Raw genomic sequence first — 22,646 nt, 5'->3', positions numbered from 1 at the left:
AACATAAATAAGCATATTGGTAAGCCGTATGCCTTAGTAGGGCACGTACGGTTTGATAAGGGGCGGTAGTTTAATGACTATCGCCTACTTTCTTTTTGCGAGTTTTTTGCCAGTGAATTGCAAGTTTTCTGCACATCTTTCCATGTTACAATGATAATGTCAAAAAGTGTTCAGACTGAGTCATAAAGATTTTATAAGAATTTTATTATGGAAATTATATTATAGAAAAGTAAGGAAATATGATATAGTGATGGTATAGGAGGGGGAATATGAAAAAGTTGAGATATCTTTTCATTTTATGTGTGTTCTGTATTGGCTGTACACCAGAGCTTGATGTAACGATAAATGACAACATCGTTATTGAGTATGGTCATGCGATTCATAAGAATGTTTTGATTGATGCTAAGAAATCGAACAAGAATGTGAGCGTTTCTAAGATTGAGGGTCTAGATATTAATAAAATAGGACGACAAGAAGTGAAAGTTACATTTACAGATGGAAGCAGAACTCTTGAAAAACAAATGGTGATAGATGTTGAGGATACCGCATATCCAATCATAAAGTTTAAGAAAAAAGTTGTTACTCTAAATACAGACGAGAAATACGATGTTAGAAATAATATTAAAACTGTAAAAGATCCTGTAGATGGTGATTTAGCATATAGTGATAAGAAAACTGAAAAGAATGGTTATTATATAGATAGCGGCAAACTGAACACAAAAAAAGCAGGAACCTATGAAGTGATGGTATTTGCAAAAGATGTAAATGGTAATGAAGCAAAAGCAAGCTTCAAAGTTGTGGTTAAGAAAAAGAAAGTTGTGAAACCTGTAAGTGAACCTACAAATAATGGAGTTAGCAATTCTAATACACCGAATGTTTCGGGACAGTCAAACAACAATACCAATACTTCAAATAACACGAATAAAGGTAATGCGTCAAATAGCACTAATAAGGTACCTGCCAAGAATGATACGTCTTCTTCAGGAAATAAAACGAATAAGCCACCATCTGGTAATAAGAAAGATGATGGGAAATTATGTCCATTGGCATATTATGATCCATATCAGCCTTGTGATGCTATCATAGGTCCAAAAGGTGGTTATGGAGTTTATCCAACAATGGAAGCTGCATTAAACGATGGTTATAGATTATGGGAAATAGAAAATACACCTTATTATAATCGAGGATTTACAGTAGGTACATTATTTAATAATTTAAATCGACCAAAAGCTTATACAATATTTTGGAATTAAAAGCACTAAACTTGAGAGCACTAGCTCTCTTTTTTCTATGTACTAAGGAGGGAATATAAGATTATGTATTATTTTAGGATGAAACCACCATAGCCCAGCATTGCTGGGCTTTTTGAATGAAAGAAGGTTAAGAGATAAGCAATAAAGGAGGAAATGTGAAATGAGCTTATTAGATAAACTAAAAAAATTACCAAAATTAACTTTGGCAGGAACGATATGTTTGACCTCACTACTAAATAATAGTGTTCTTATTCATGCATCGGGCAATACATCGTTAAAGTATATGGATGGCTGGAGCATGTCTGGTGAAGAGTATGGTCAAGGTGCCATGTTATATCGTGATGGAGAACATGTATACTGTATCGAACCAGGGGTAGGATATCCAGAAGGTGCATCGTATAGTCCACATGATATAAACAATGCATTATCTCCATCTATGCAGAAAACATTATCCCATATCTCTTACTATGGTTATGGCTATAGTGGTAGAACAGATAAAAAATGGGCAGCAGCAACACAGAATTTGATTTGGGAAAAGGTATTAGGCTATCGTCGTGACTATATTCAGGTCAGTAGTGAGAATATGACTTCTCTTGAAAATCAGATTATGAAAGATGTGAATGATTATAATACAAAACCATCTTTCGATAGTAATTCATACACGCTTGATATTGGAGAATCTATTACATTAACAGACTCTAATGATGTGCTGAGTAAATTTAATGTAAAATCAAATGATGGATTAAGTGTAACTAAGAGTGGCAACAAATTAACTATTACTGCAGCTGCTTCTGCTAATGATAATGCTAAAGTGGTTTTATATAATGTTCCAGATTCTGCACAAGGTGATTCCATCATGTATTGGGATGGAACTTCAGGTCATCAGAAAACTGCTGTATTCAAAGTCAGTGATCCAGTACGTTCATCAATTTCAGTAAAGGTGAATAAATATGGTTCCCTTAAGCTTGCTAAAATAGATGAAGATGGGAATAAAGTAGCAGGTACTAGTTTCAAGGTATCTAAAAATGAAGATATGAGTTCCCCTATTGGTACTTATACAACCGGAGAAGACGGAACAGTTACTGCTAATGAATTGCTTCCAGGAAAATACTACATTCAAGAAACAAAAGTTCCTAATCATCTGATATTAGATAATTCGATCCATTCAGTTACTGTTGAAGCTAATAAAACAGCTACTTATACAGCTACAAACAAATGGAAACAAGGCAAATTAAAATTACGGAAATTTGATAGTAAGAATGGAAAACAAATCGAAGGTGCTACTTACGGTATCTATAATGAACAAAACCAAGAATTACAGCGTTTAGTTACCAGAGCTACAGGATATGCAGAATCTGGCTATCTACGCTTTGGTAATTATTATGTGAAAGAGATTGCTTCTCCTGAAGGATATGTCTTAAATTCAACAAAATATCCTGTGACGGTTTCAGAAAATGAAGAAGTTATCACCATTAATGCAGAAGATAAACCAATTGAAGGCTATATCGAAATTAAGAAGAAAGATAGCTTGAATGGTGCATCTATCGGTGGAGCAATCTATGGCATTTATGATGCTGACGGAAAAGAAGTGCAACAATTAACGACAAAAGCTGGTACTTATGTAAGATCTAAAGCATTAACTTATGGAAGTTATACCATAAAAGAAATCGTAGCTCCAGAAGGATATGTATTGAGTACACGTACTTATAATGCCACAATCAAAACTGAAGATCAAAATAGCCAAGTCACAGTTGAAGATAAGCCGATTGAAGGATATATTCAGGTAGTGAAGAAAGATAGTAAGTCAGGTAAGACAATCGTAAAAGCACATACCGTGTTTGAAGTATATAGGGCATCTGATGACTCTTTCATTGATACCATCACTACAAATAGCGCTGGTAAGGCTAAAACGGATCTATTGCGTTATGGTGATTATTATTTGAAAGAAAAAACAGCACCTTATGGTTATGCGTACTCAGAAACCAAAATTAAGTATCAGATACGTGAAGAAGGAAAAACTTATACAGCGGAATTTGCTAATGTACGAACACCTGGAAAGATAATGATAAGTAAGGAAGATAGTAAGACAGGGAAGCAGCCATTGGGTGATACTACTCTTGCGAATGCGATTTATGGTATCTATGCAAAAGACAATATCTTGGATCCAGCAGATGGTGAGATTCTTTATAAGCCAGATGATAAAGTGGCTACTATGACGACGGATGCAGATGGTAATGCATCAAAAGATGGTTTATATCTAGGTGCTTATTACATTAAAGAAATTACTCCAAGTAAAGGCTATACTTTAGATACTACAACATACAATGTTATTCTTGACTATGTAAATCAAAGTGAAGCAATCATTACCAAGAAACAGACTGTTTTAGAAAGAGTGAAAGCACAAGCATTTGAACTTATTAAAATATCAGATCATGGGTCTGGGGAGACTGATCTATTAGAAGGTGCGGAATTTACAATCAAATTAAAAGCAGATGTAAATAAAGCTGGTTCATGGGATAAAGCACCAATTGCGAAAAATGCAGAAGGTAAAACCGTAGCTATCATGAAAACTGATCAGAAAGGCTATGCATTAAGTGATGAATTACCTTATGGAGAATATATCGTAAGAGAAACAAAGGTACCTGATGAGCATTACAGGATTGACGACTTTACGGTTATCATAAAAGAAGATAAGCGAGAACCACAAACGTGGCGTATTTTCAATGATAAGAAATTCCATGCTGTGATATCAATCATCAAACAAGATGCGCAGACACAAAAAACCATTGCTGTTTCTGGCGCAACCTTTAAGATAAAAAACTTGGATACTAATTCATATTTTGGTTATTGGGAATGGAATCCTTTCCCTCACTATGTTGACAGTTGGACAAGTGATGAAAGTGGTACGGTAATGACTGGAGATGTTTTAGAACCAGGGAATTATCAATTAGAAGAAACTAATGCTCCAAAACCTTATTTGGTAAACACGACACCCGTAAAATTTAAAGTCAGTTCCAATGTGGCGTATGAAACATTGCCAGATGGTACAACTCCTGTTATTCGCATCATCATGAAAGATATCTCGGTTAAAGGGAAAATAAGCGTAGAAAAACAAGGAGAAGTTTTGACTGATGTAAAAAAAGATGGTAAAGGAAATGTACAATTTGTATATGAAACAAGAAAGTTGCCCAATGCTCAATTTGCAATATTTGCTAAAGAAGATATTTTTGCTCCAGATAACAGCGGGACACTTTTGTATAAGAAAAACCAATTAGTGGAAAGCATTAAAACCGATAAAAACGGTATGGCGCATTCTAACTTGTTACCACTTGGAAACTACATGGTGAAAGAACAGCAGGCGCCAGAAGGATTTATACAAACCAATGAAGTACATGATGTTTCTCTACAATATGAAACCCAAGAGGTGCCTATTGTGTTTGCTTTGGCGGGTATGTTTGAGAATAAACGGCAGAAAGTTCATCTTGATGTACAAAAACTTGATAAAGATACGAAACAACCTTTAGCAAATGCAGAATTTAAACTGTATGCCATGCAAGATATCGTATCGGTAGATGGCAAAATGTTAATTCGCAAGGATGAATGTATTGAAACTGCGACGTCATCAAAAGATGGAAAAGTACCCATAATAAGTGATTTGCCGCTTTCAATGTATAAATTGAAAGAAACAAAAGCACCAATAGGGTATGTTTCTACAAATTTTGAAGAACAAATTGATGCGCATTACCAAGGACAGGATATTCCTTCGATAACATATAAAGCATTTATAGAAAATGAAATCACGGAAGTAGAAGTTGCCAAAAAAGATATTACCAATGACGAAGAAATCGAAGGTGCACAAATGATGATTTACCCAAAAGATGAGCCTGGGGCAGTTTTTGCAACATGGATTTCTGGACAAGATGGTAAGGATGATAAAGGCAAGATCAAGCCACATATCGTAAAAGGATTACAACCAAATACCACCTATATTCTCCATGAAATTTCTAGTCCACATGGGTATGCTTTAGCACAAGATGTTGAATTCGAAATAAAAGATAGTGGGGATTTGCAATTCGTAGAAATGAAAGATGAACTTGTCTTAGGACAATTGGTCTGGGAAAAAACGGGTGAAATCTTTATGTCAACTGTAACTGGCCAGTATGAATTTGGTAAGACGGAAAGTCCGGTATGGGAAACATCAAACCTATTGCATGCAGAAATTACGATATATGCTGCAGAAGACATTAAAATTGGAAATACTTTGTATTACCATAAAGATGAAAAAGTTGAAAGCTTAGAATCAGATTGGGACGAAGTTGCTAGTAAGCATTTGGTGTGTGGAACATATTATTACATGGAAACGAAAACACCACATGGTTATGTAAAAGATGTTAAAAAGCATTATTTCATGATTGAAGACGCACAAACAACAAAGCTTCAGATTCATACATCTTCCCTATATAACGAACGTCCGCATTTTACCTTAGATATGACGAAACTTTTGGAACAACAGGAAGTTTTTAAGAATGAAGATGCTTATCTAGATGTTCTTTATGGTATATATGCTAGAGAAGATATTTATGATTACATGGGAAAGGTTGCGATACCTAATGGGACGTTATTACATACAAGTGGCATTGATAAAACAGGAAAATTAGAAAACATGATCGATTTACCTAATGGTGTTTATTATGTAAAGGAACTTAAGACCAATGCCCAATATGTACTGGATGAAAAAGAGTATGATTTTGAAATCGGCTGGCATGGTGAAGATGTGGTGAATTATGTTGTACATCTGCAAGCAGAAAGCACATTAGAAAATAAACTTGCCAGAGGCAGTCTTTTGATCCATAAAGTAGATAGTGAAAATAAAAACCAAAGGATGAAAAATGTGACGTTTAGGTTATCGGATAAAAAAGATATGTCACATATCTTGAAAGAACAGGAAACAGATGAAAACGGTTATGCACATTTTGCTAATTTAGAATTAGGTATGTATTATGTACAGGAAAAAGAGCAAGTCGCCGGTTATACTTTAAACGATCATATTTATCAGGCAAAGGTTGCGAAACATGGGGATGTTTTAGAAATCCGTATTGAAAATGTACCAGTAAAGATGCGCTTTGATAAGATTGATGAGAAAGATAAAAAGCACTTAAAAGGCGCTATTTTACAAATACTAGATAAGCAAAATGGGCAAGTGATAGCGGAATGGACAAGTGATGGAACCCCTTATACTGTCATGTATCTGGAAGAAGGCAAAAACTATGTATTTCATGAGGTATATGCGCCAAAGAATTATCAAAAAGCAGACGATATCACATTTACGGCTAAACATAATAAAACAATCGTGATGAAAGATGAAAAGATAAAAGTAAAGCATAATGTTGTTACCATGGATGCTAGTTTGCGCAGGGATTTCTTGATGCTTTGCTCTATTACATCTTTATGCGTGCTCTGTATGTTGAGAAAGCGTAAGAGAAATTTAGATTAATTAGAGAAAAACCCTTTCATTTATGCTAAAATAGAACTAGAAATGTGAAGGAGGAGTTTTATGAAAACTTATATTGGTGTCGATTTAGGAGGCACAAATGTACGAGTTGCCAAAGTCGATGAAGAAGGTAATGTTTTACAAATCGTAAAAGATTCTACAGAAATTGGTAAAGGCACAGAACATGTAATCGCGAAAATTATTTCTTTGATTGAAAGCATTGATGGTTATGATGATTGTGTCGGTATCGGTATGGGAGTGCCTGGCCCTGTAGATACAGTGAACGGTAAAATGGTATTGGCTACAAATTTGCCTGGCTTTGAAGGCTATCCAATTGCTAAACGTATTGAAGATCATTTCCATAAGCCAACCTTTGTTGATAATGATGTTAATGTTGCCGGTATGGGTGAAGCGGTTTTAGGTGCTGGTAAGGGCAAAGGAATTGTATATTATGTTACTATTTCGACAGGTATAGGTGGAGCCTTGGTTGTCGATCAGCATGTAGTTGCTGGCAAGAATGGGCATGCTGGTGAAATTGCAAATATCATCATAGATCGCAATCGTGAAAAAGTGAATTATTTGAATGTTGGTGCTGTAGAAAACGAAGCGAGCGGTACAGCAATGACAAGAAAAGGAAAAGCTGTATTCGGAATAGATGCGATTGCACATGCTGGGGATGTTTTTGATCTGGCAAGAAAAGGCAATGCAGAGGCATTAAAGTTGTGTGATGACATGGCATATGATTTAGCTATCATGTTCTCCGTGATTGCACATGTTGTGGATCCAGAAGTATTTGTTGTTGGTGGTGGCGTAATGAAAGGGAAAGATGTTTTCTTTGAAAAAATGGAAAACTATTTCCGTAATATGATCCACAAAGGGATGCAGACTGTAGAATTTAAAGAAGCCGAGTTAGAAGAGCCAGGTATCATAGGTGCTGCGATGTTGCCAAAAGCCTATGTAAAGGATTAAATGTATGAACAAAGCAATCATTAAAAAATATGCAAATCTTGCGATTCGCAAAGGAGTTAATTTACAAAAAGGACAAACATTGCTTATTCAAGCAGATGTGGATGCAGTAGAAATGACACGAGCTTGTGTTGAAGAAGCATATGCAGCTGGAGCCAAAGAAGTTGTTGTATTTTATCAGGATGATATGAATCGTCGTCAGACTTATTTGCATGCTGATGAAGAAACTTTGTGCAATGTTCGAGAATGGCAAGTACATTCAAAACTGGATTATTTAAAAGAGGGTGCTTGCATCCTTCATATCATAAGTGAACTTCCTGGAGTCTTTAAGGATGTGGACGCTGCCAAAATTGCGAAAGCACGTTTAGCTGGTGCAAAAGCTAATAAAGAAGCGCAGGCTTATACGATGATGAATAAAACGCAATGGAGTATTATCGCAGTGCCAAATAAAGCGTGGGCTATGGAAGTATTCCCGGAATTTGAAGATGCTGAAAATGAGGCAGTTGAAGAGTTATGGGAGCGTATTCTCCATGCCGTACACGTACGAGAAGATAATGATCCAATTGCAGAATGGGATGAGATGCAAAACAATTTCGTACGACGTATACAAGCACTTAATGAACATAAGTTTAAAGCGTTACATTTCACCAATTGTTTAGGAACGGACTTGACAGTTGAACTCGTGGATCATCATATTTGGGCAGGGGGAAGTGAAAAGACAGTTGATGGTGTGATTTTTAATCCGAATATGCCTACAGAAGAAATTTTTACAATGCCCAAAAAGACAGGAGTACAGGGTAAGGTCGTAGCTAGCAAACCATTAAACTATAATGGTAATATGATTAACGGCTTCTGGATGGAATTTAAAGATGGCAAAGTAGTTGATTTTGATGCTGAAGAAGGGAAAGATACACTATCTGAGCTGATTCATTTTGATGAAGGCAGCTGTTATTTAGGTGAAGTGGCTCTCGTGCCAGATGCGTCGCCAATCTCAAAAAGCGGTATATTATTCTTTAATACCTTATTTGATGAGAATGCATCGTGCCATCTCGCTCTTGGCGATGCCTATCCTATGAATGTTGAGGGAGGCATTGATATGAATGAAGAAGAATTGAATAAAGCAGGTGCGAATCATTCTATGACACATGTAGACTTCATGTTTGGTAATGATGATATGAGCATTGATGGTATAAAAGATGATGGATCTTGTGTACCAGTATTTCGCAAAGGAAACTTTGTGTTCTAAATATTTATCAAAAAAACGACAGATATGCACGCTAGCTATCTGTCGTTTTCTTTCATCCTTCTGTTTTCCTCATATTCTCTGGCTTTTTTATAAAAGGTTGAGTATTTTAAACCGGATTCTTTAATAGCATCCTTACTCATCAATTCGCCTTTTTTCCAGCGTACCATGATTTTTTCAAAATCTTTCGGTAAATCAATCTCCGGACGACCAAAACGTACCCCTCTCATTTTGGCGGCACGAATACCCTCAGCTTGACGCTGGTGAATGTTATTACGTTCATTTTCCGCAACAAAAGATAATAACTGTAATACGATATCACCAATTAAGGTGCCAATCAAATCTTTGTTTTGATCAGTGTCTAGTAACGGCATATCGAGAATTTTGATATCGACACTTTTGGTTTTGGCTATGTACTTCCATTCATTTAGGATTTCATTGTAATTTCTTCCCAGTCGGTCAATACTTTTGATTACGAGCAAATCACCAGGTTTCAGTTTTTTATAAACAAGTCTGTGATAAGCTGGACGATTAAAGTCCTTTCCACTTAACTTATCCATATAGATATATTTTTTATCAATCCCATAATCCAGCATCTCCAGGTATTGCCTTGCCTCATTTTGATCTTGGCTTGATACCCGGACATATCCATATGTTCTTCTCATAATGCACTCCTTTCTCTATTGTGAATTATACTAAATTTTGGTATTTATTGCGAATTCCAAAATTTACCATTCACATAGATGGTATTTTATCATAGTTCTATAAGTGCCACCAGTCAATCCCATAATTGTTAGGTCAGAGAAACAGTTTTCATCAAATTATGCTAACCGTTATATGTTTAGGATGTTATATCCAAAAAGGGGATATAAAATAGGAAAAACAGTTTCTGTAATTCTTACAATCTATCCATAAAATAACTAAAGGCAGTATCCTCTAACTGCGATAATTAGCAAATGGTAGAATACATATGGCTATCGCTTCAACATCTTTTTCACTAGGGAAAATGTAAGGAAAGCTTGTGTTAACATTGACAATCAGAAACTTATGGTGTATAAAAATAAGGTAGACAAACGAAGAAGAGGACATGAAGATATGTGCTTTGAAAGCAGAGAGAAAAGCGGATGGTGAAAGCTTTTACGAAGAGCCTTGTCTTTACTACCTTGGAGTTGCCCCTGAAAGGGTGTGCCGCATACCTTGCGTTATCAGGTTTGAGAGCTTCGCTTATGCGAAGAATAAAGGTGGTACCGCGTATAAGACTGACGTCCTTTGAGATGCAGTCTTTTTTCTTTTAACTGGAGGTGATGATGCATGATACTTTGCTTGGCAAACAGCACTTATGCGACAGCATTAAAACGTTATGTGGATAAGTTCCCAAAAGACAGCGTGATTTGCGGTTTGGCTTTCTTAGATACTTGCGAAGATACAAAAGCCTATTTACAAATGATGATGGACTGGCATGAAGAACGTAATCTTCCAAATGGTATCGTTGGCAGTTCTTTATATCTAGCTATGGAAGATGAAGAAATTGTTGGAGTTATCATGTTACGTCATGAACTAAATGCTTATTTAGAACGTATTGGCGGACATATCGGCTATAGTGTAGCACCAGATAAAAGAAGAAAAGGAATCGCTAAATGGATGCTTGAAAAAGTACTTGCAATAGCGAAAGCAAACTTCCACATGAATGCTTGTCTAGTGAGTTGTGAGGAAACAAACGTGGCAAGCCGTCAAACAATCTTAGCCTGTAAGGGTCATTTCATGAGAAAAGAAGTAAACGATGGAATCACATACGAGATGTATAAAATAGGAGGTTAAACGTATGATTGATATTAGAGAAAATGAACAATTAAGCATGTTGAATCATTCCTGTGCTCATATGATGGCACAGGCTGTAAAGCGTCTGTATCCACAGGCAAAATTTTGGGTAGGACCAGTTATATCAGATGGTTTTTATTATGATATTGATCTTGGTGATGATGTAATCAAAGATGAAGACCTGCCAAAAATCGAAAAGGAAATGAAGAAGATCGCCAAAGATGGAAAGCGTATTGTCCGTAAAGAAATCAGTAAAGAAGAAGCCTTAGAAATGTTTGCGGACGATCCTTATAAGATTGATCTGATTCAAGATTTGGAAGATGGAACAATTACCTGTTATCAACAAGGAGAGTTTATCGATTTATGTCGCGGGCCGCATGTAGAAACGGTTAAGCTGTTGAAAAACTTCAAACTTTTAAAACACTCCGGAGCTTATTGGAAAGGTGATGCAGAAAATAAAATGCTGCAACGTATTTATGGTGTCTGCTATCCAACAAAAGAAGAATTAGAAGAACATTTGCATATGCTGGAAGAGGCCAAAAAACGTGACCATAAAAAATTAGGACGTGAAATGGGTCTATTCATGATGAGTGAATATGCACCAGGTATGCCATTCTTTTTGCCAAATGGAATGATTATTCGTAATCTGTTAGAAAACTTCTGGTATGAAGAACATACAAAAGAAAATTATAAATTTATCAAAACACCAATCATGATGAGCAAGGAATTATGGGAAGTAAGTGGACATTGGGCAAACTATAAAGAAAATATGTATACGACAATGGTGGATGATCGCGAATTTGCAATCAAGCCAATGAATTGTCCAGGGTCCTTATTAGTGTTTAAAAATGGTCTACATTCCTATAAAGATTTGCCACTGCGCATGGGAGAATTAGGGCAGGTACATCGCCATGAAGCCAGTGGAGCTTTAAATGGGCTATTCCGTGTTCGTACTTTTACGCAAGATGATGCTCACATTTTCATGCGCCCAGATCAAATTGAAAGTGAAGTAAAGGAATTGATCAACTTCATTGATCGCGTATACTCTATCTTTGGCTTATCCTATCGTATTGAATTATCGACACGTCCGGAAAAGAAATACATTGGAGATCTGGCAATTTGGGAAAAGAGTGAAAAAGCTCTTGCTGATGCATGTGTCAGTGCCGGTAAGGATTATAAAGTCAATCCAGGAGATGGTGCTTTCTATGGGCCAAAACTTGACTTCCATATCAAAGACTCCTTAGGAAGAGAATGGCAATGTGGAACGATTCAATTGGATATGAATCTACCTGAACGCTTTGATTTAACATATGTAGAAAAGGATGGCACGAAAGTGCGACCTGTTATGCTGCATCGTGTTATATTTGGATCAATTGAACGTTTTATTGGTATTTTGATCGAGCATTATGCAGGACATTTCCCTACATGGTTGGCACCAACTCAAGTCATGGTCGTTCCGGTACATTATGAACGTCATGCGCAAGCTGCAAATGCTATAAATGAAAAATTGTTAGCGATGGGATTTAGGAGCAAATCAGATGCACGAAATGAGAAATTGGGGTATCGTATAAGAGAAGCACAGCTTGCTAAAATTCCTTATCAGCTTGTTATTGGTGATGGAGAAGTAGAAGCTAATACAGTTACGGTACGTCGTGCACAAAGTAAGGAATCTGTGACAATGCCGGTAGAAGAATTTATCGCTAAGCTGAGTGCTGAAGTGAAGGAGAAACGTTTATGAAATTATTGAAGGGATTACTGGCAGGTGTCATGGCTTTGTCTTTAAGTGCCTGTGCAAGTAATGATGACACAAAAAAAGAGGAAGCAAAAACAGAACCGATTAAGGTACTGGCGCCTTTAGGGGCAACTAGTTTATCATTGTTAGGATTATACGGTGATAAAAATGTGAGTGTTGACACCGTTGACGGTACAAGTGTCATCAGTGCAGAAATTGCTAAGGAAGATGGAGAATATGATGCTATCATCGCACCTATTAATTTAGGAGCTGCATTATTATCAAAAGGAAAAAGTCAATATAGGTTAGACAGTGTCGTAACCTGGGGTAATTTATATGTTGTTGGAACTGATGAAAAAGCTTTAACAGAAACAGGAATGTTTGCGGCTTTTGGAGAAAAAGCGGTGCCACAGAAAGTTTTTATGGCTAGCTTGGATGTGAAAAGCATAAAACCTGAAATCACTTATTTTGCTTCTGTGAATGAAGTACAACAACAATTATTAAGTAAGAAAGCAAATGTCGGGTTGATGGCTGAACCTGCTGCTACAGCAACCATTGCTAAAGCAAAAGAAAAAGGAATAACTTTAAAGGTTTTAAAAGATTTACAAAAAGAGTACCAAAATAAAAATAATACAAAGAGTGCGGGATATCCACAAGCAGCGTTATTTGTAAAAAAAGGTTCAGAGGATAAAGTAAAGAAATATATTGAAACAGCTACAACGTTTGCAAATGAAACAAGTAAAAAGGATGAAACGGCGATTAGCAAAGCAGTAGAAACGGCAACTCCAGAGAAATTAGGTATTCCAAATGCACAGATTGCGGTTAAGACATGGCCTCGTCTGAATATTAACTATGTTAAAGCGGCAACTGTAAAAGAAGATATTGCTACATTCTTAAAGCAATTTAATATTTCTATCAATGATGATGCATATACGAAATAATTTGAGGTGATGAAGATGAAATATGCAATAACTTATGAAAATCATATGGTATTCCAACACTTTGGGAAATGCCCTGCTTTTCTACTTGTTGATATAGAAGATGGCATAATTGTAAAAAAAGAACTTCTTAGCGCTAATGGGAGCGGTCATGGTGCGCTAGTTACACTGATTCAAGAAGCTGGTGTTGATGTATTAGTATGTGGTGGTATCGGTCAAGGCGCACGTGATGCGTTAGCTAAAGCTCATATAGCTTTAATTGGTGGTGCCAGTGGAAATGTTGATGAAATTGTAGAACAGTTAAAGAAGGGAACACTACAGGATGATCCCAATGGTAAATGTAACCATCATCATGAGGAAGGTAATCACGATTGTGGTAATCATGATTGTGGATCTCATACGCACTAAGCTCGCTTATATGCGAGCTTTTTTCAATTACTAGTTATCATAGCTTTGCTTTAACTTGTCGTAAAATGAAATTGATAAAGGAAGCACTCTTATCACAGCATATAAATAAAGCTTTTTACGTATAATGTGACTGTCGTTTGCAAAGCTGCTTAATGTTTATAAATCACCAGCTAAAAAAATATGAACTTTTTTTAGCATTCCTATTGCCAAAGTGCTAAAAGTGAGTATAATATAGGGTGTTAGCAGTTATGAACTGCGAGTGCTAAAACTTAAAGGAGGAATCTTAGATGTTAAAGCCATTACACAAAAACGTGATTTTAAAGAAGGAAAAAGCCGAAAAGGAAACAAAAACGGCAAGTGGAATTATCCTGACAGATAACAGTAAAAACAAACCAAGTTATGCTACTGTAGTAGCGATTGGACCAGAAAGTGAAGCAGAAATTAAAGTTGATGATAAGGTTGTATACAAAGAATATTCTGGTACAGATGTGAAATTAGATGAAGAAGAATTCATCATCGTAGAAGATGAAGATATTTTAGCAGTCATTGCGTAAGATAAAAACAAACAGGAGGTAATGAACATGGCAAAAGAAGTACGTTTTTCAAAAGATGCAAGAAATGCAATGTTAGCAGGTGTGAATACACTGGCTGATGCAGTACGTGTAACTTTAGGTCCTAAAGGACGTAATGTCGTTTTAGAAAAAGAATTTGGATCACCATTAATCACAAATGACGGTGTTTCTATTGCAAAAGAAATTGAATTAGAAGATAAGTTTGAAAATATGGGTGCGAAATTAGTTTATGAAGTAGCCAATAAAACAAACGATACTGCTGGTGATGGTACAACAACAGCAACCATCTTAGCACAAAGCATGATTAGCAACGGTTTGCGTCAGGTAGAAAAAGGTGCAAATCCTGTATTAATGCGTGAAGGTATTGAATATGCTAGCAAGGAAGTGGCAAATCATATTCTAGATAAGAGTCGTAAAATAGAAACAAACAGTGATATTGCCAGTGTTGCGGCTATTTCCAGCGGCAGTAAAGAAGTTGGTGAAATCATTGCTAAAGCAATGGATAAAGTTGGCCGTAATGGTGTTATCTCTGTTGATGAATCTAATGGATTTGATACAGAATTAGAAATCAGTGAAGGTATGCAGTACGATAAAGGATACGTTTCTCCATATATGGTAAGTGATCATGAGAAAATGGAAGCAGTCTTAGAAAATGCTTTTGTTATGGTAACTGACCAGAAAATCAATAATGTGCAAGAAGTGCTTCCAGTATTAGAACAGGTAGTGCAGTCCAATAAACCATTGTTGATCATTGCAGATGATGTTGAAAATGAAGTAACTTCTACTTTGGTTGTCAATAAACTGCGTGGTACATTTAATGTAGTTGCTACGAAAGCTCCTGGTTTTGGTGATAATCAGAAAGAAATTTTGAAAGATATTGCAGTGTTAACAGGTGCTACATTCTATTCAAAAGATTTGAACATGGAATTAAAAGACATGAAATTGGAAGAATTAGGTAGCGTGAAGAAAGCAGTTATTACAAAAGATAATACAACAATGATTGGCGGAAATGGCAATAAAGATGAAATTACAGCTCGTATTGCTGAAGTACGCGCACAGATGGAAAACTGTAAGAGCGATTATGATAAAAAACGCTATGCAGAACGTTTAGGTAAGTTAAGCGATGGCGTTGCTATCATTAAGGTTGGTGCAACTACAGAAAGTGAACTGAAAGAAAAGAAACTGCGTATCGAAGATGCATTGAACGCAACGCGTGCTGCTGTTGCAGAAGGTATCGTAATTGGCGGTGGTGCTGCTTTGGTTGAAGCTTATGTGGCTTTAAAAGATCAGTTGAAATCAGATATCGTCGATGTACAGAAAGGTATTAAGGTAGTCATGGATGCGTTATTAGCACCTATTGCACAGATTGCCGAAAATGCTGGTTATAACGCTGAAGAAATCGTCGAACACCAGAAAGGTGCTGAGGCGAATATGGGCTTTGATGCAAAATACGGCAAGTGGGTGAATATGTTTGAAGAAGGTATTATTGACCCAACAAAAGTAACAAGAAGTGCATTGTTGAATGCTGCAAGTATTTCTGCATTATTCTTAACAACAGAGGCAGGCGTTGCTGCTATCAAAGAAAAAGAAGCGCCTATGCCACCAATGCCACAAGGCGGAATGTATTAATATTAAAGAGCGGCTGCTATCCTGCAGCTGCTTTTCTTAAATACCCTAAGTTTATAGTAAGCTTTTTTAGGTGCTTTAAGTTCTGTCTGTAGAAATTTGTCAATGAATGACGAAAATGAGATTCCAATTATGAAGAATCACTTAAATTACACAAAAAACTTTTTCTTAATGCACATTTGTGCTAAAATATAAGTAATGTATAGGAGGTATGCTACATGAGCATCGGTCAGAAATTCAAAGAGTTTATTGCACCAATGGATGAAGATGATGTTTTGGAAGTGGAACAGGAAGAAGAAAGTCCTTCTCTTTCCGAATATGAACAGCCAAAATCCAAAGCTATAAATCGTTTGCCTGGCGACACAAAAATGGTATTGTTTGAACCTCGTTCATTTGATGAGGCAGAAGAAGTCGCTAAACGTTTAAAAGAGAATAAAGCAGCGGTCGTTAACTTACATAAACTGCAAAGAGATTATGCACAAAGAACCATCGATTTTTTAACAGGTGTTATTTTCGCACTGGATGGAACCATTCAAAAGATTGGACATAATGTTATTCTGTGTGCTCCAAGAAATGTTGCTGTTCACGGAGAAATTAATCTGGATGCCAGTGAAGAGGACTAGCATTGCCAATTCATTTTGAACATTATAGGGGTAATGAAAAATTCGTAAAGCGTATTTATGATCTGATAGATCTGATGGAACGCCGCCGTCGAATTGTCGTTACTCCATTTTTTGCGCCTGATGAATGTAATATCTGCGATGCTATTTTAGGGCATCAGATACCGTATAGAAAATCCGGAGGTTATCAAGGTGCAGAACGTTGTCGCTATGCACTTTTACCTTATGAAGATGAACTGGCTGATTTAAAAATAACGATTCTCAAGGCGACTTATTCACCGCAATTTGGTAAACTTGCACATCCAGATGTTTTAGGGGCAATTCTCAATCTTGGTATTGAACGGGAAAAAATCGGTGACTTAATTGTAAAAGATAATGAACTTATCATTTTTGTAGATGAAGAAATCGAAAATTATATCGTATGTAATTTGACACGCATTAAACGAAGCAATGTGCATTTTAAACGTTATGAAGGTGAAGTCACTTATGAGCCACAAATACGATATGAGCATAAAATCGTATCGAGCCTACGTTTAGATGTACTTGTATCAAGCTTTGCAAATATTTCAAGGAAGAAAGCGCAGGAGCTGATACGTGCAGGGCTTGTAAAAGTTAATCATGTAATACTTGAAGAAACTTCCTATTTATGCAATAATAATAGTGCTATTTCCATTCGTGGACATGGACGTTTTTACTTCAAGGAAATTGTGAAAACGACCAAAAAGGATCATTTGGTGATTCTGGCGGGCAAGTATCAGTAGATAGGGTGATGGTATGGACAAACGTATATTTGATACGATGAAAAACGGCTACAACCGTTATCAGGTCGATGATTACATGCAGACGCAAAAGCTCCAAATGGATGCCTTGCAGAAAAAACTGGAAAGTGTAAATCGTGAGCTTGAAATTTTGCGTCAGGAAAAAAAGGTGCTTGAGAATGAGTATCGGAAATTGAATGACAATCTGCATATCAAGGAAAGTGCTGCCAGTGAAATGGCACGTATGGCAATGAAAGAGGCGAATATGATCGTCGACACGGCGAATCAGAATGCAGATACGATTATCAAAGAAGCATTGATGATGGCACGAGGTATTCTGATGGAAATTGCCCGTTTGGGTGATGAGGCTAATGATATGAAAAGCAGTATGAAAAAAGAGCTGCACAAGATTGAGGAAGCGTTGGACGATTTTGAAACACCGGCGATTCCAAAGATGGATTTATTAAAAAAAGAATTATAAAAGCGAAGAAAAAGACATGTTTCTTATCGGTGGATGCAAAGAGAACAGGCGGTTGGTGGAAGTCCTGTGTGAAGCGAAAAGAAAAATCACTTTGGAGCTTATCATCTGAAAACAGTAAGATGATACGGTTACAGCCGTTATCTGTTTGAGTGCTATTTTGATAAGAAATAGAACTAAGGTGGTACCACGTTCACGCGTCCTTAGACAAGGAAGCGTGTTTTTTTGTTTATGTTAGGAGGAAAATGATATGGAATACAAAGAAACATTATTGATGCCAAAAACAAAGTTTGAAATGCGTGGAAAACTTCCAAGCAAAGAACCAGGATTTCAAAAACGCTGGAAGGAACAAAACATTTATGAAAAGATGTTAAAGAAACGGGAAGGCTGTGAACCATTTGTTTTACACGATGGTCCTCCATATGCCAACGGAGACATCCATCTGGGTCATGCCTTAAATAAAATTTTAAAGGATGTTATCATCCGTTCAAAATTTATGGATGGCTATAAAGTGCCTTATATTCCAGGATGGGATACGCATGGTCTTCCTATTGAAACGGCTATCCAGAAATTAGGACACAATCGTAAAGAAATGGAATTGGCGGATTTCCGTAAACTTTGCTATAACTATGCAATGGAACAAGTAGAAAAACAAAAAGCCGGCTTTTTATCTTTGGGGGTTGTTGGTGATTATGATCATCCTTATATCACTTTAACAAAAGAATTTGAAGCCCATCAAATTGAAATTTTTGGTAAGATGGCAATGAATGGCTTGATTTATAAAGGGTTAAAACCGGTTTACTGGAGCCCATCCAGTGAAACGGCATTGGCAGAAGCTGAAATAGAATATAAAGATGTTAAATCTCCTACGATCTTTGTGAAATTTCCAGTAAAAGATGGTAAAGGAATTTTAGACACTGATACTAGTTTTGTCATCTGGACAACAACGCCTTGGACTATTCCAGCAAACCTTGCAATTTGCTTGAATAAAGATTATACTTATGCGCTTGTGAATAGTGAAAAAGGTAAGCTGATCGTATTAGAAGAATTAGTAGATGCACTATGGGAAAAGTTCGGTTTACAAGAAAAGCAATTGCTGAAGACATTTAAGGGTAGTGAATTAGAAATGATCACTTGCCAACATCCTTTATATGATCGTGAATCATTAATTATTTTAGGTGATCATGTTACTGCTGATGCAGGTACCGGTTGTGTACACACAGCTCCAGGCTTTGGTGCAGATGACTTCTTTGTTGGCCAGAAATATGGGTTACCTGCCTATTGCAATGTTGATGAGCATGGCTGCATGATGAGTGATGCCGGGGAATGGTTAGCTGGACAATACGTAGATGATGCTAATAAGACAGTAACACAAAAGCTTGATGAAATCGGGGCTTTATTGAAGTTAGAATTCATTACTCATTCATATCCACACGATTGGAGAACCAAAAAACCAATCATTTTCCGTGCTACTACGCAGTGGTTCGCTTCTATTGATAAAATTCGTGATCAGTTGCTTGAAGAAATTGACAATGTAGATTGGATTCCTAAGTGGGGTCAGCAACGTATGCATAATATGATTGCAGATCGTGGTGACTGGTGTATATCACGTCAACGTGCATGGGGTGTTCCAATTCCAATTTTCTATGCGGAAGATGATACACCTATTATGGATCAGACAGTATTTGACCATGTGGCGGGTTTATTCAAGGAATTTGGCTCTAATATCTGGTTTGAAAAAGAGGCAAAAGATTTATTGCAAGAAGGTTATACACATCCTGGTTCTCCAAATGGTGTTTTCCGTAAAGAAACGGATACCATGGATGTTTGGTTTGATTCCGGAAGCTCGCATACCGGCGCCATGGTGGAACGCGGTTTAGGTTATCCTGCTGATCTATATTTTGAAGGCAGCGACCAGTATCGTGGTTGGTTCAACTCTTCTTTGATCATTGGTACGGCAGTTCATGGACATTCTCCATATAAACAAGTATTAAGCCATGGATTCGTCATGGATGGTAAAGGTGTGAAAATGAGCAAATCACAATGGAATGCCGTAGCACCTGGAGAAATTACAAAGAAATATGGAGCTGATATTTTACGTTTATGGGCGGCAAGTGTAGATTATCAGGCAGATTGTAGTATGTCTGATGAGATATTAAAACAAATCAGTGAAAATTATCGTAAGGTACGTAATACTTTCCGTTTCTTGTTGGCTAATATTGATGGCGAAAACGACTTTACTAAGGCTGATCTGGTAGATGTTAATACATTGCCTGCTTTGGATAAGTATATGTTAATCATGTTGGCAGATGTCTGTGAAAAGGTTAAAAAAGCATATGGAGAATATCGTTTTGCTGATGTGACAAGTATGCTGACCAATTTGATGACAAATGAATTCTCTGCTTACTATCTGGATTATACAAAAGATATCTTGTATATTGAAAAGAAAGATTCCAACAGAAGACGTCAGGTACAGACAGTTCTATATTATGCGGTAGATACGTTAGTGCGCTTATGGGCACCAATTTTGACACATACGGCAGAAGAAGTTAATGATTTCTTCCATACGGAAGAGGAAAGCATTCATTTGGGTGCGTTCCCGGTAGTGCCGATTTTTGAAAATGCTGATGAAATTAAAGAAAAAGTAGCACGTTTAATGCTGATTCGTGCAGATGTCTTTAAAGCATTGGAAGAAGCACGTGCAGAAAAGATCATTGGTAAATCTTTGGAAGCACATGTAATAATCAATGTAAATGATGAAGACCGCGCTTTGATTGAAGAATATTGCGGTAATAAATTTAATCAATGGTTAATTGTTTCAAGAGTAAGCTTTTCCGTAGATGAGTTAAAAGCATATGAGGTTTGTCAAATTGCTGTTGAAAAATGTGAAGGGAAAGTATGCCCAAGATGCTGGAATATCACGGAATCAAATGCTGAAGATGGTTTATGTGAACGCTGTGCTGCGGTTTTAGAATAATCGATAAGGTTGTTTGTCAATTATGATAAACAGCCTTTTTTTTACAGTTCTTTGGGTTGTTCTAGAGGAATCATTATTTTTATACGATTTTGACATTTTTATGTTAAAATAGATAAAAAGTATTCATGGCAATAAACATCCGAAACATGATGTTTATCTGAATGATTTAAGCCTTTATGAAAAGGCACAAGTTATTCAGAGGCTTAACAGATTTTAGATATTAAAAACTAGCAAATGAAATTAGAAGAATGAGGACAGAAAACTATGGAAATAACATCATTGACAAATACGAAAATCAAACAGTGGGCAAAATACAAAGAAAAAAAGTATCGAGATGCAGATCAAAAGTTTTTGATTGAGGGTGAGCATTTACTGCAAGAAGCGCATACGGCTGGCCTTATTGAATGTATTCTTGTTGAACAAGGGAAAAACATACCTTATGAACAATATCCCGTATACTATGTTACAAGAGAAATTTTAAAAAAATTAACTGATAGTGTATCAGGAAGTTGGGTAATGGCGGTTTGTCATTTTCCTGAGCAGCAAGCACTCACATCAGATAAGATCATCATTCTGGATGGTGTTCAAGATCCCGGAAATCTTGGTACGATTTTACGCACTGCCTTATCTTTTTCCTATCAAACAATATTGCTATCTAAAAATTCAGTAGATGTATATAATGAAAAGGTTATTCGATCTACACAAGGAGCACTTTTTCATCTAAATATTATTCGTACAGAATTACTTACTGCGATAGAAGAGCTTAAAGAAAAGGGATATAAAATTTATGGAACTTCATTACATGAAGCAATTCCTTTATCACAAGTTCATCCAAAAAAACGTCATGCACTTATCATGGGGAATGAAGGAAAAGGCGTCCGGGAAGAAATATTATGCCAAACAGATCAAAATGTATATATCGAAATGGATACTTTTGAATCACTGAATGTAGCTGTAGCAGCAGCTATCTGCATGTATACCTTTAAAAATAAATAAATGATAACTTTTTGTTATTATAGTATAAATCAATCTTATACAAACTGCATAAATTAACATGCTATTCTTACAAAACAAATGGAATTATTAAGGAAATTATCCTTTTCCGTTGATAAAAAGAAAAAGTTAGAAAAAAATTTCCAATTTCTATTCTCTTATGATAAGATAGTAAAGAAGATGTATGTCACATTGACATCATAAATAAAGGAGATGTTTAAAATGAAGAGTTTAAAAAGAAACAAGAAAGGTTTTACGCTGATTGAAATCATTGTAGTATTGGTAATTATGGGGATTCTGATTGCTATTGCAGTACCTAGTGTATTGGGATATGTCAATAAGGCAAAAGAGCAGAGGTATTTATCTGACGCTAGAGCATATTATATTGGTGCTCAAGGCATTGTGACCAATAAAAACGGAAAAGATGAACCAGTTGGAGATTATGATTTGACAGCTGCAAAAATTCAAGCAGATGCGGGGATTTTAGCTTCCGAATCTGATATCAATGTCTCAAAATGTACTTTGAGTGGAACAAAAGGCAATGTGAAAATTGAGAAATGTGATTTTGCCGTAAAAGATATCACTAGTAAATACATTTCTATCACTGCAAACAAACAAGCTGAATTTGTTCCGGTTGATGACACTCATCCAATGCCTACAGAATAAAAAATGCTTTTTCAAAGAGGCTGTAACGAAATAGACTGAATTGACAAGTCTATGAGGTTACACCTCTTTTTTCTATGCTTTGTTCTGAAAAAACATCTCTTATTTTT

The 22,646-nt window shown here is 36.3% G+C and carries 17 protein-coding genes and 1 other annotated feature; of the genes, 16 read left to right on the top strand and 1 reads right to left on the bottom strand.

Features of this window, described 5'->3' with window-relative positions; genetic code table 11:
* Nucleotides 1-269 precede the first annotated feature (269 nt).
* The 4 genes from EDD61_RS12990 to EDD61_RS12975 all read left to right on the top strand — a co-directional run bounded on the left by EDD61_RS12990 (nucleotide 270) and on the right by EDD61_RS12975 (nucleotide 8,956).
* Entirely contained in the window at nucleotides 270-1,253 is a 984-nt protein-coding gene (locus EDD61_RS12990) for a histidine kinase (protein ID WP_132225737.1), read from the top strand.
* Nucleotides 1,254-1,413: 160 nt separating this feature from the next.
* A complete protein-coding gene (locus EDD61_RS12985; RefSeq protein WP_132225735.1) occupies nucleotides 1,414-6,747 on the top strand; it encodes a SpaA isopeptide-forming pilin-related protein in 5,334 nt (1,777 codons plus the stop codon).
* A gap of 60 nt (nucleotides 6,748-6,807) precedes the next feature.
* Complete coding sequence (locus EDD61_RS12980) at nucleotides 6,808-7,713, top strand: ROK family protein (RefSeq protein WP_132225733.1); 906 nt, start codon at nucleotides 6,808-6,810, stop codon at nucleotides 7,711-7,713.
* 4 nt (nucleotides 7,714-7,717) lie between these two features.
* On the top strand, nucleotides 7,718-8,956 hold the full coding sequence (locus EDD61_RS12975; RefSeq protein WP_132225731.1) for an aminopeptidase: 1,239 nt from the start codon (nucleotides 7,718-7,720) through the stop codon (nucleotides 8,954-8,956).
* 35 nt (nucleotides 8,957-8,991) lie between these two features.
* Here EDD61_RS12975 and EDD61_RS12970 read toward each other — a convergent pair whose 3' ends face one another.
* On the bottom strand, nucleotides 8,992-9,618 hold the full coding sequence (locus EDD61_RS12970; RefSeq protein ID WP_132225729.1) for a recombinase family protein: 627 nt from the start codon (nucleotides 9,616-9,618) through the stop codon (nucleotides 8,992-8,994).
* A 646-nt stretch (nucleotides 9,619-10,264) separates the two neighbouring features.
* Here EDD61_RS12970 and EDD61_RS12965 point away from each other — a divergent pair.
* The 12 genes from EDD61_RS12965 to EDD61_RS12910 all read left to right on the top strand — a co-directional run bounded on the left by EDD61_RS12965 (nucleotide 10,265) and on the right by EDD61_RS12910 (nucleotide 22,539).
* Entirely contained in the window at nucleotides 10,265-10,771 is a 507-nt protein-coding gene (locus EDD61_RS12965; RefSeq protein WP_132225727.1) for a GNAT family N-acetyltransferase, read from the top strand.
* Between the two features lie 4 nt (nucleotides 10,772-10,775).
* On the top strand, nucleotides 10,776-12,509 hold the full coding sequence (gene thrS / locus EDD61_RS12960; protein WP_008687954.1) for a threonine--tRNA ligase: 1,734 nt from the start codon (nucleotides 10,776-10,778) through the stop codon (nucleotides 12,507-12,509).
* Nucleotides 12,506-13,444 carry a hypothetical protein gene (locus EDD61_RS12955; protein ID WP_008687955.1) on the top strand — a complete coding sequence of 313 codons (939 nt, stop codon included), beginning with the start codon at nucleotides 12,506-12,508 and terminating at the stop codon, nucleotides 13,442-13,444. The genes thrS and EDD61_RS12955 overlap by 4 nt, the downstream gene beginning before the upstream one ends.
* A 15-nt stretch (nucleotides 13,445-13,459) precedes the next feature.
* The gene (locus tag EDD61_RS12950) at nucleotides 13,460-13,849 is read left to right on the top strand and encodes a NifB/NifX family molybdenum-iron cluster-binding protein (RefSeq protein WP_119983622.1); all 390 of its coding nucleotides are present in this window, start codon (nucleotides 13,460-13,462) and stop codon (nucleotides 13,847-13,849) included.
* A gap of 287 nt (nucleotides 13,850-14,136) precedes the next feature.
* Entirely contained in the window at nucleotides 14,137-14,403 is a 267-nt protein-coding gene (locus tag EDD61_RS12945; protein ID WP_008687959.1) for a molecular chaperone GroES, read from the top strand.
* A gap of 27 nt (nucleotides 14,404-14,430) precedes the next feature.
* Complete coding sequence (gene groL, locus EDD61_RS12940; protein ID WP_008687962.1) at nucleotides 14,431-16,050, top strand: chaperonin GroEL; 1,620 nt, start codon at nucleotides 14,431-14,433, stop codon at nucleotides 16,048-16,050.
* A gap of 215 nt (nucleotides 16,051-16,265) precedes the next feature.
* Entirely contained in the window at nucleotides 16,266-16,670 is a 405-nt protein-coding gene (locus EDD61_RS12935) for a cell division protein SepF (protein WP_008687963.1), read from the top strand.
* A 2-nt stretch (nucleotides 16,671-16,672) separates the two neighbouring features.
* On the top strand, nucleotides 16,673-17,428 hold the full coding sequence (locus EDD61_RS12930) for a YlmH family RNA-binding protein (protein WP_132225725.1): 756 nt from the start codon (nucleotides 16,673-16,675) through the stop codon (nucleotides 17,426-17,428).
* Nucleotides 17,429-17,441: 13 nt separating this feature from the next.
* Nucleotides 17,442-17,906 (top strand): DivIVA domain-containing protein, encoded by a 465-nt coding sequence (locus tag EDD61_RS12925; protein ID WP_132225723.1) that lies wholly within the window; start codon nucleotides 17,442-17,444, stop codon nucleotides 17,904-17,906.
* Nucleotides 17,903-18,111 (top strand) — a binding site (T-box leader). It overlaps the preceding gene by 4 nt.
* Before the next feature lie 42 nt (nucleotides 18,112-18,153).
* Nucleotides 18,154-20,880, top strand: coding sequence for an isoleucine--tRNA ligase (gene ileS / locus EDD61_RS12920; protein WP_132225721.1), 2,727 nt, complete (start codon nucleotides 18,154-18,156; stop codon nucleotides 20,878-20,880).
* A 264-nt stretch (nucleotides 20,881-21,144) separates the two neighbouring features.
* Complete coding sequence (locus EDD61_RS12915) at nucleotides 21,145-21,876, top strand: TrmH family RNA methyltransferase (protein WP_008687973.1); 732 nt, start codon at nucleotides 21,145-21,147, stop codon at nucleotides 21,874-21,876.
* A 219-nt stretch (nucleotides 21,877-22,095) separates the two neighbouring features.
* Nucleotides 22,096-22,539: a type II secretion system protein gene (locus tag EDD61_RS12910; protein WP_230326987.1), complete on the top strand. Its 444-nt coding sequence runs from the start codon at nucleotides 22,096-22,098 to the stop codon at nucleotides 22,537-22,539.
* Nucleotides 22,540-22,646: the final 107 nt, after the last annotated feature.

Origin of the sequence: Longicatena caecimuris, assembly GCF_004341945.1 — a bacterium.
GTDB classification, from domain to species: domain Bacteria; phylum Bacillota_I; class Bacilli_A; order Erysipelotrichales; family Erysipelotrichaceae; genus Longicatena; species Longicatena caecimuris.
The sequence above is the reverse complement of the archived record's forward strand: the minus strand, read 5'-3'. Positions and strand labels throughout refer to the sequence as shown.

What these genes read in the sequence shown, in the direction of transcription:
- EDD61_RS12990 (WP_132225737.1), top strand. Translation starts at nt 270, where the DNA reads ATGAAAAAGTTGAGATATCTTTTCATTTTATGTGTGTTCTGTATTGGC.
- EDD61_RS12985 (WP_132225735.1), top strand. Translation starts at nt 1,414, where the DNA reads ATGAGCTTATTAGATAAACTAAAAAAATTACCAAAATTAACTTTGGCA.
- EDD61_RS12980 (WP_132225733.1), top strand. Translation starts at nt 6,808, where the DNA reads ATGAAAACTTATATTGGTGTCGATTTAGGAGGCACAAATGTACGAGTT.
- EDD61_RS12975 (WP_132225731.1), top strand. Translation starts at nt 7,718, where the DNA reads ATGAACAAAGCAATCATTAAAAAATATGCAAATCTTGCGATTCGCAAA.
- EDD61_RS12970 (WP_132225729.1), bottom strand. Translation starts at nt 9,618, where the DNA reads ATGAGAAGAACATATGGATATGTCCGGGTATCAAGCCAAGATCAAAAT.
- EDD61_RS12965 (WP_132225727.1), top strand. Translation starts at nt 10,265, where the DNA reads ATGATACTTTGCTTGGCAAACAGCACTTATGCGACAGCATTAAAACGT.
- thrS (WP_008687954.1), top strand. Translation starts at nt 10,776, where the DNA reads ATGATTGATATTAGAGAAAATGAACAATTAAGCATGTTGAATCATTCC.
- EDD61_RS12955 (WP_008687955.1), top strand. Translation starts at nt 12,506, where the DNA reads ATGAAATTATTGAAGGGATTACTGGCAGGTGTCATGGCTTTGTCTTTA.
- EDD61_RS12950 (WP_119983622.1), top strand. Translation starts at nt 13,460, where the DNA reads ATGAAATATGCAATAACTTATGAAAATCATATGGTATTCCAACACTTT.
- EDD61_RS12945 (WP_008687959.1), top strand. Translation starts at nt 14,137, where the DNA reads ATGTTAAAGCCATTACACAAAAACGTGATTTTAAAGAAGGAAAAAGCC.
- groL (WP_008687962.1), top strand. Translation starts at nt 14,431, where the DNA reads ATGGCAAAAGAAGTACGTTTTTCAAAAGATGCAAGAAATGCAATGTTA.
- EDD61_RS12935 (WP_008687963.1), top strand. Translation starts at nt 16,266, where the DNA reads ATGAGCATCGGTCAGAAATTCAAAGAGTTTATTGCACCAATGGATGAA.
- EDD61_RS12925 (WP_132225723.1), top strand. Translation starts at nt 17,442, where the DNA reads ATGGACAAACGTATATTTGATACGATGAAAAACGGCTACAACCGTTAT.
- ileS (WP_132225721.1), top strand. Translation starts at nt 18,154, where the DNA reads ATGGAATACAAAGAAACATTATTGATGCCAAAAACAAAGTTTGAAATG.
- EDD61_RS12915 (WP_008687973.1), top strand. Translation starts at nt 21,145, where the DNA reads ATGGAAATAACATCATTGACAAATACGAAAATCAAACAGTGGGCAAAA.
- EDD61_RS12910 (WP_230326987.1), top strand. Translation starts at nt 22,096, where the DNA reads ATGAAGAGTTTAAAAAGAAACAAGAAAGGTTTTACGCTGATTGAAATC.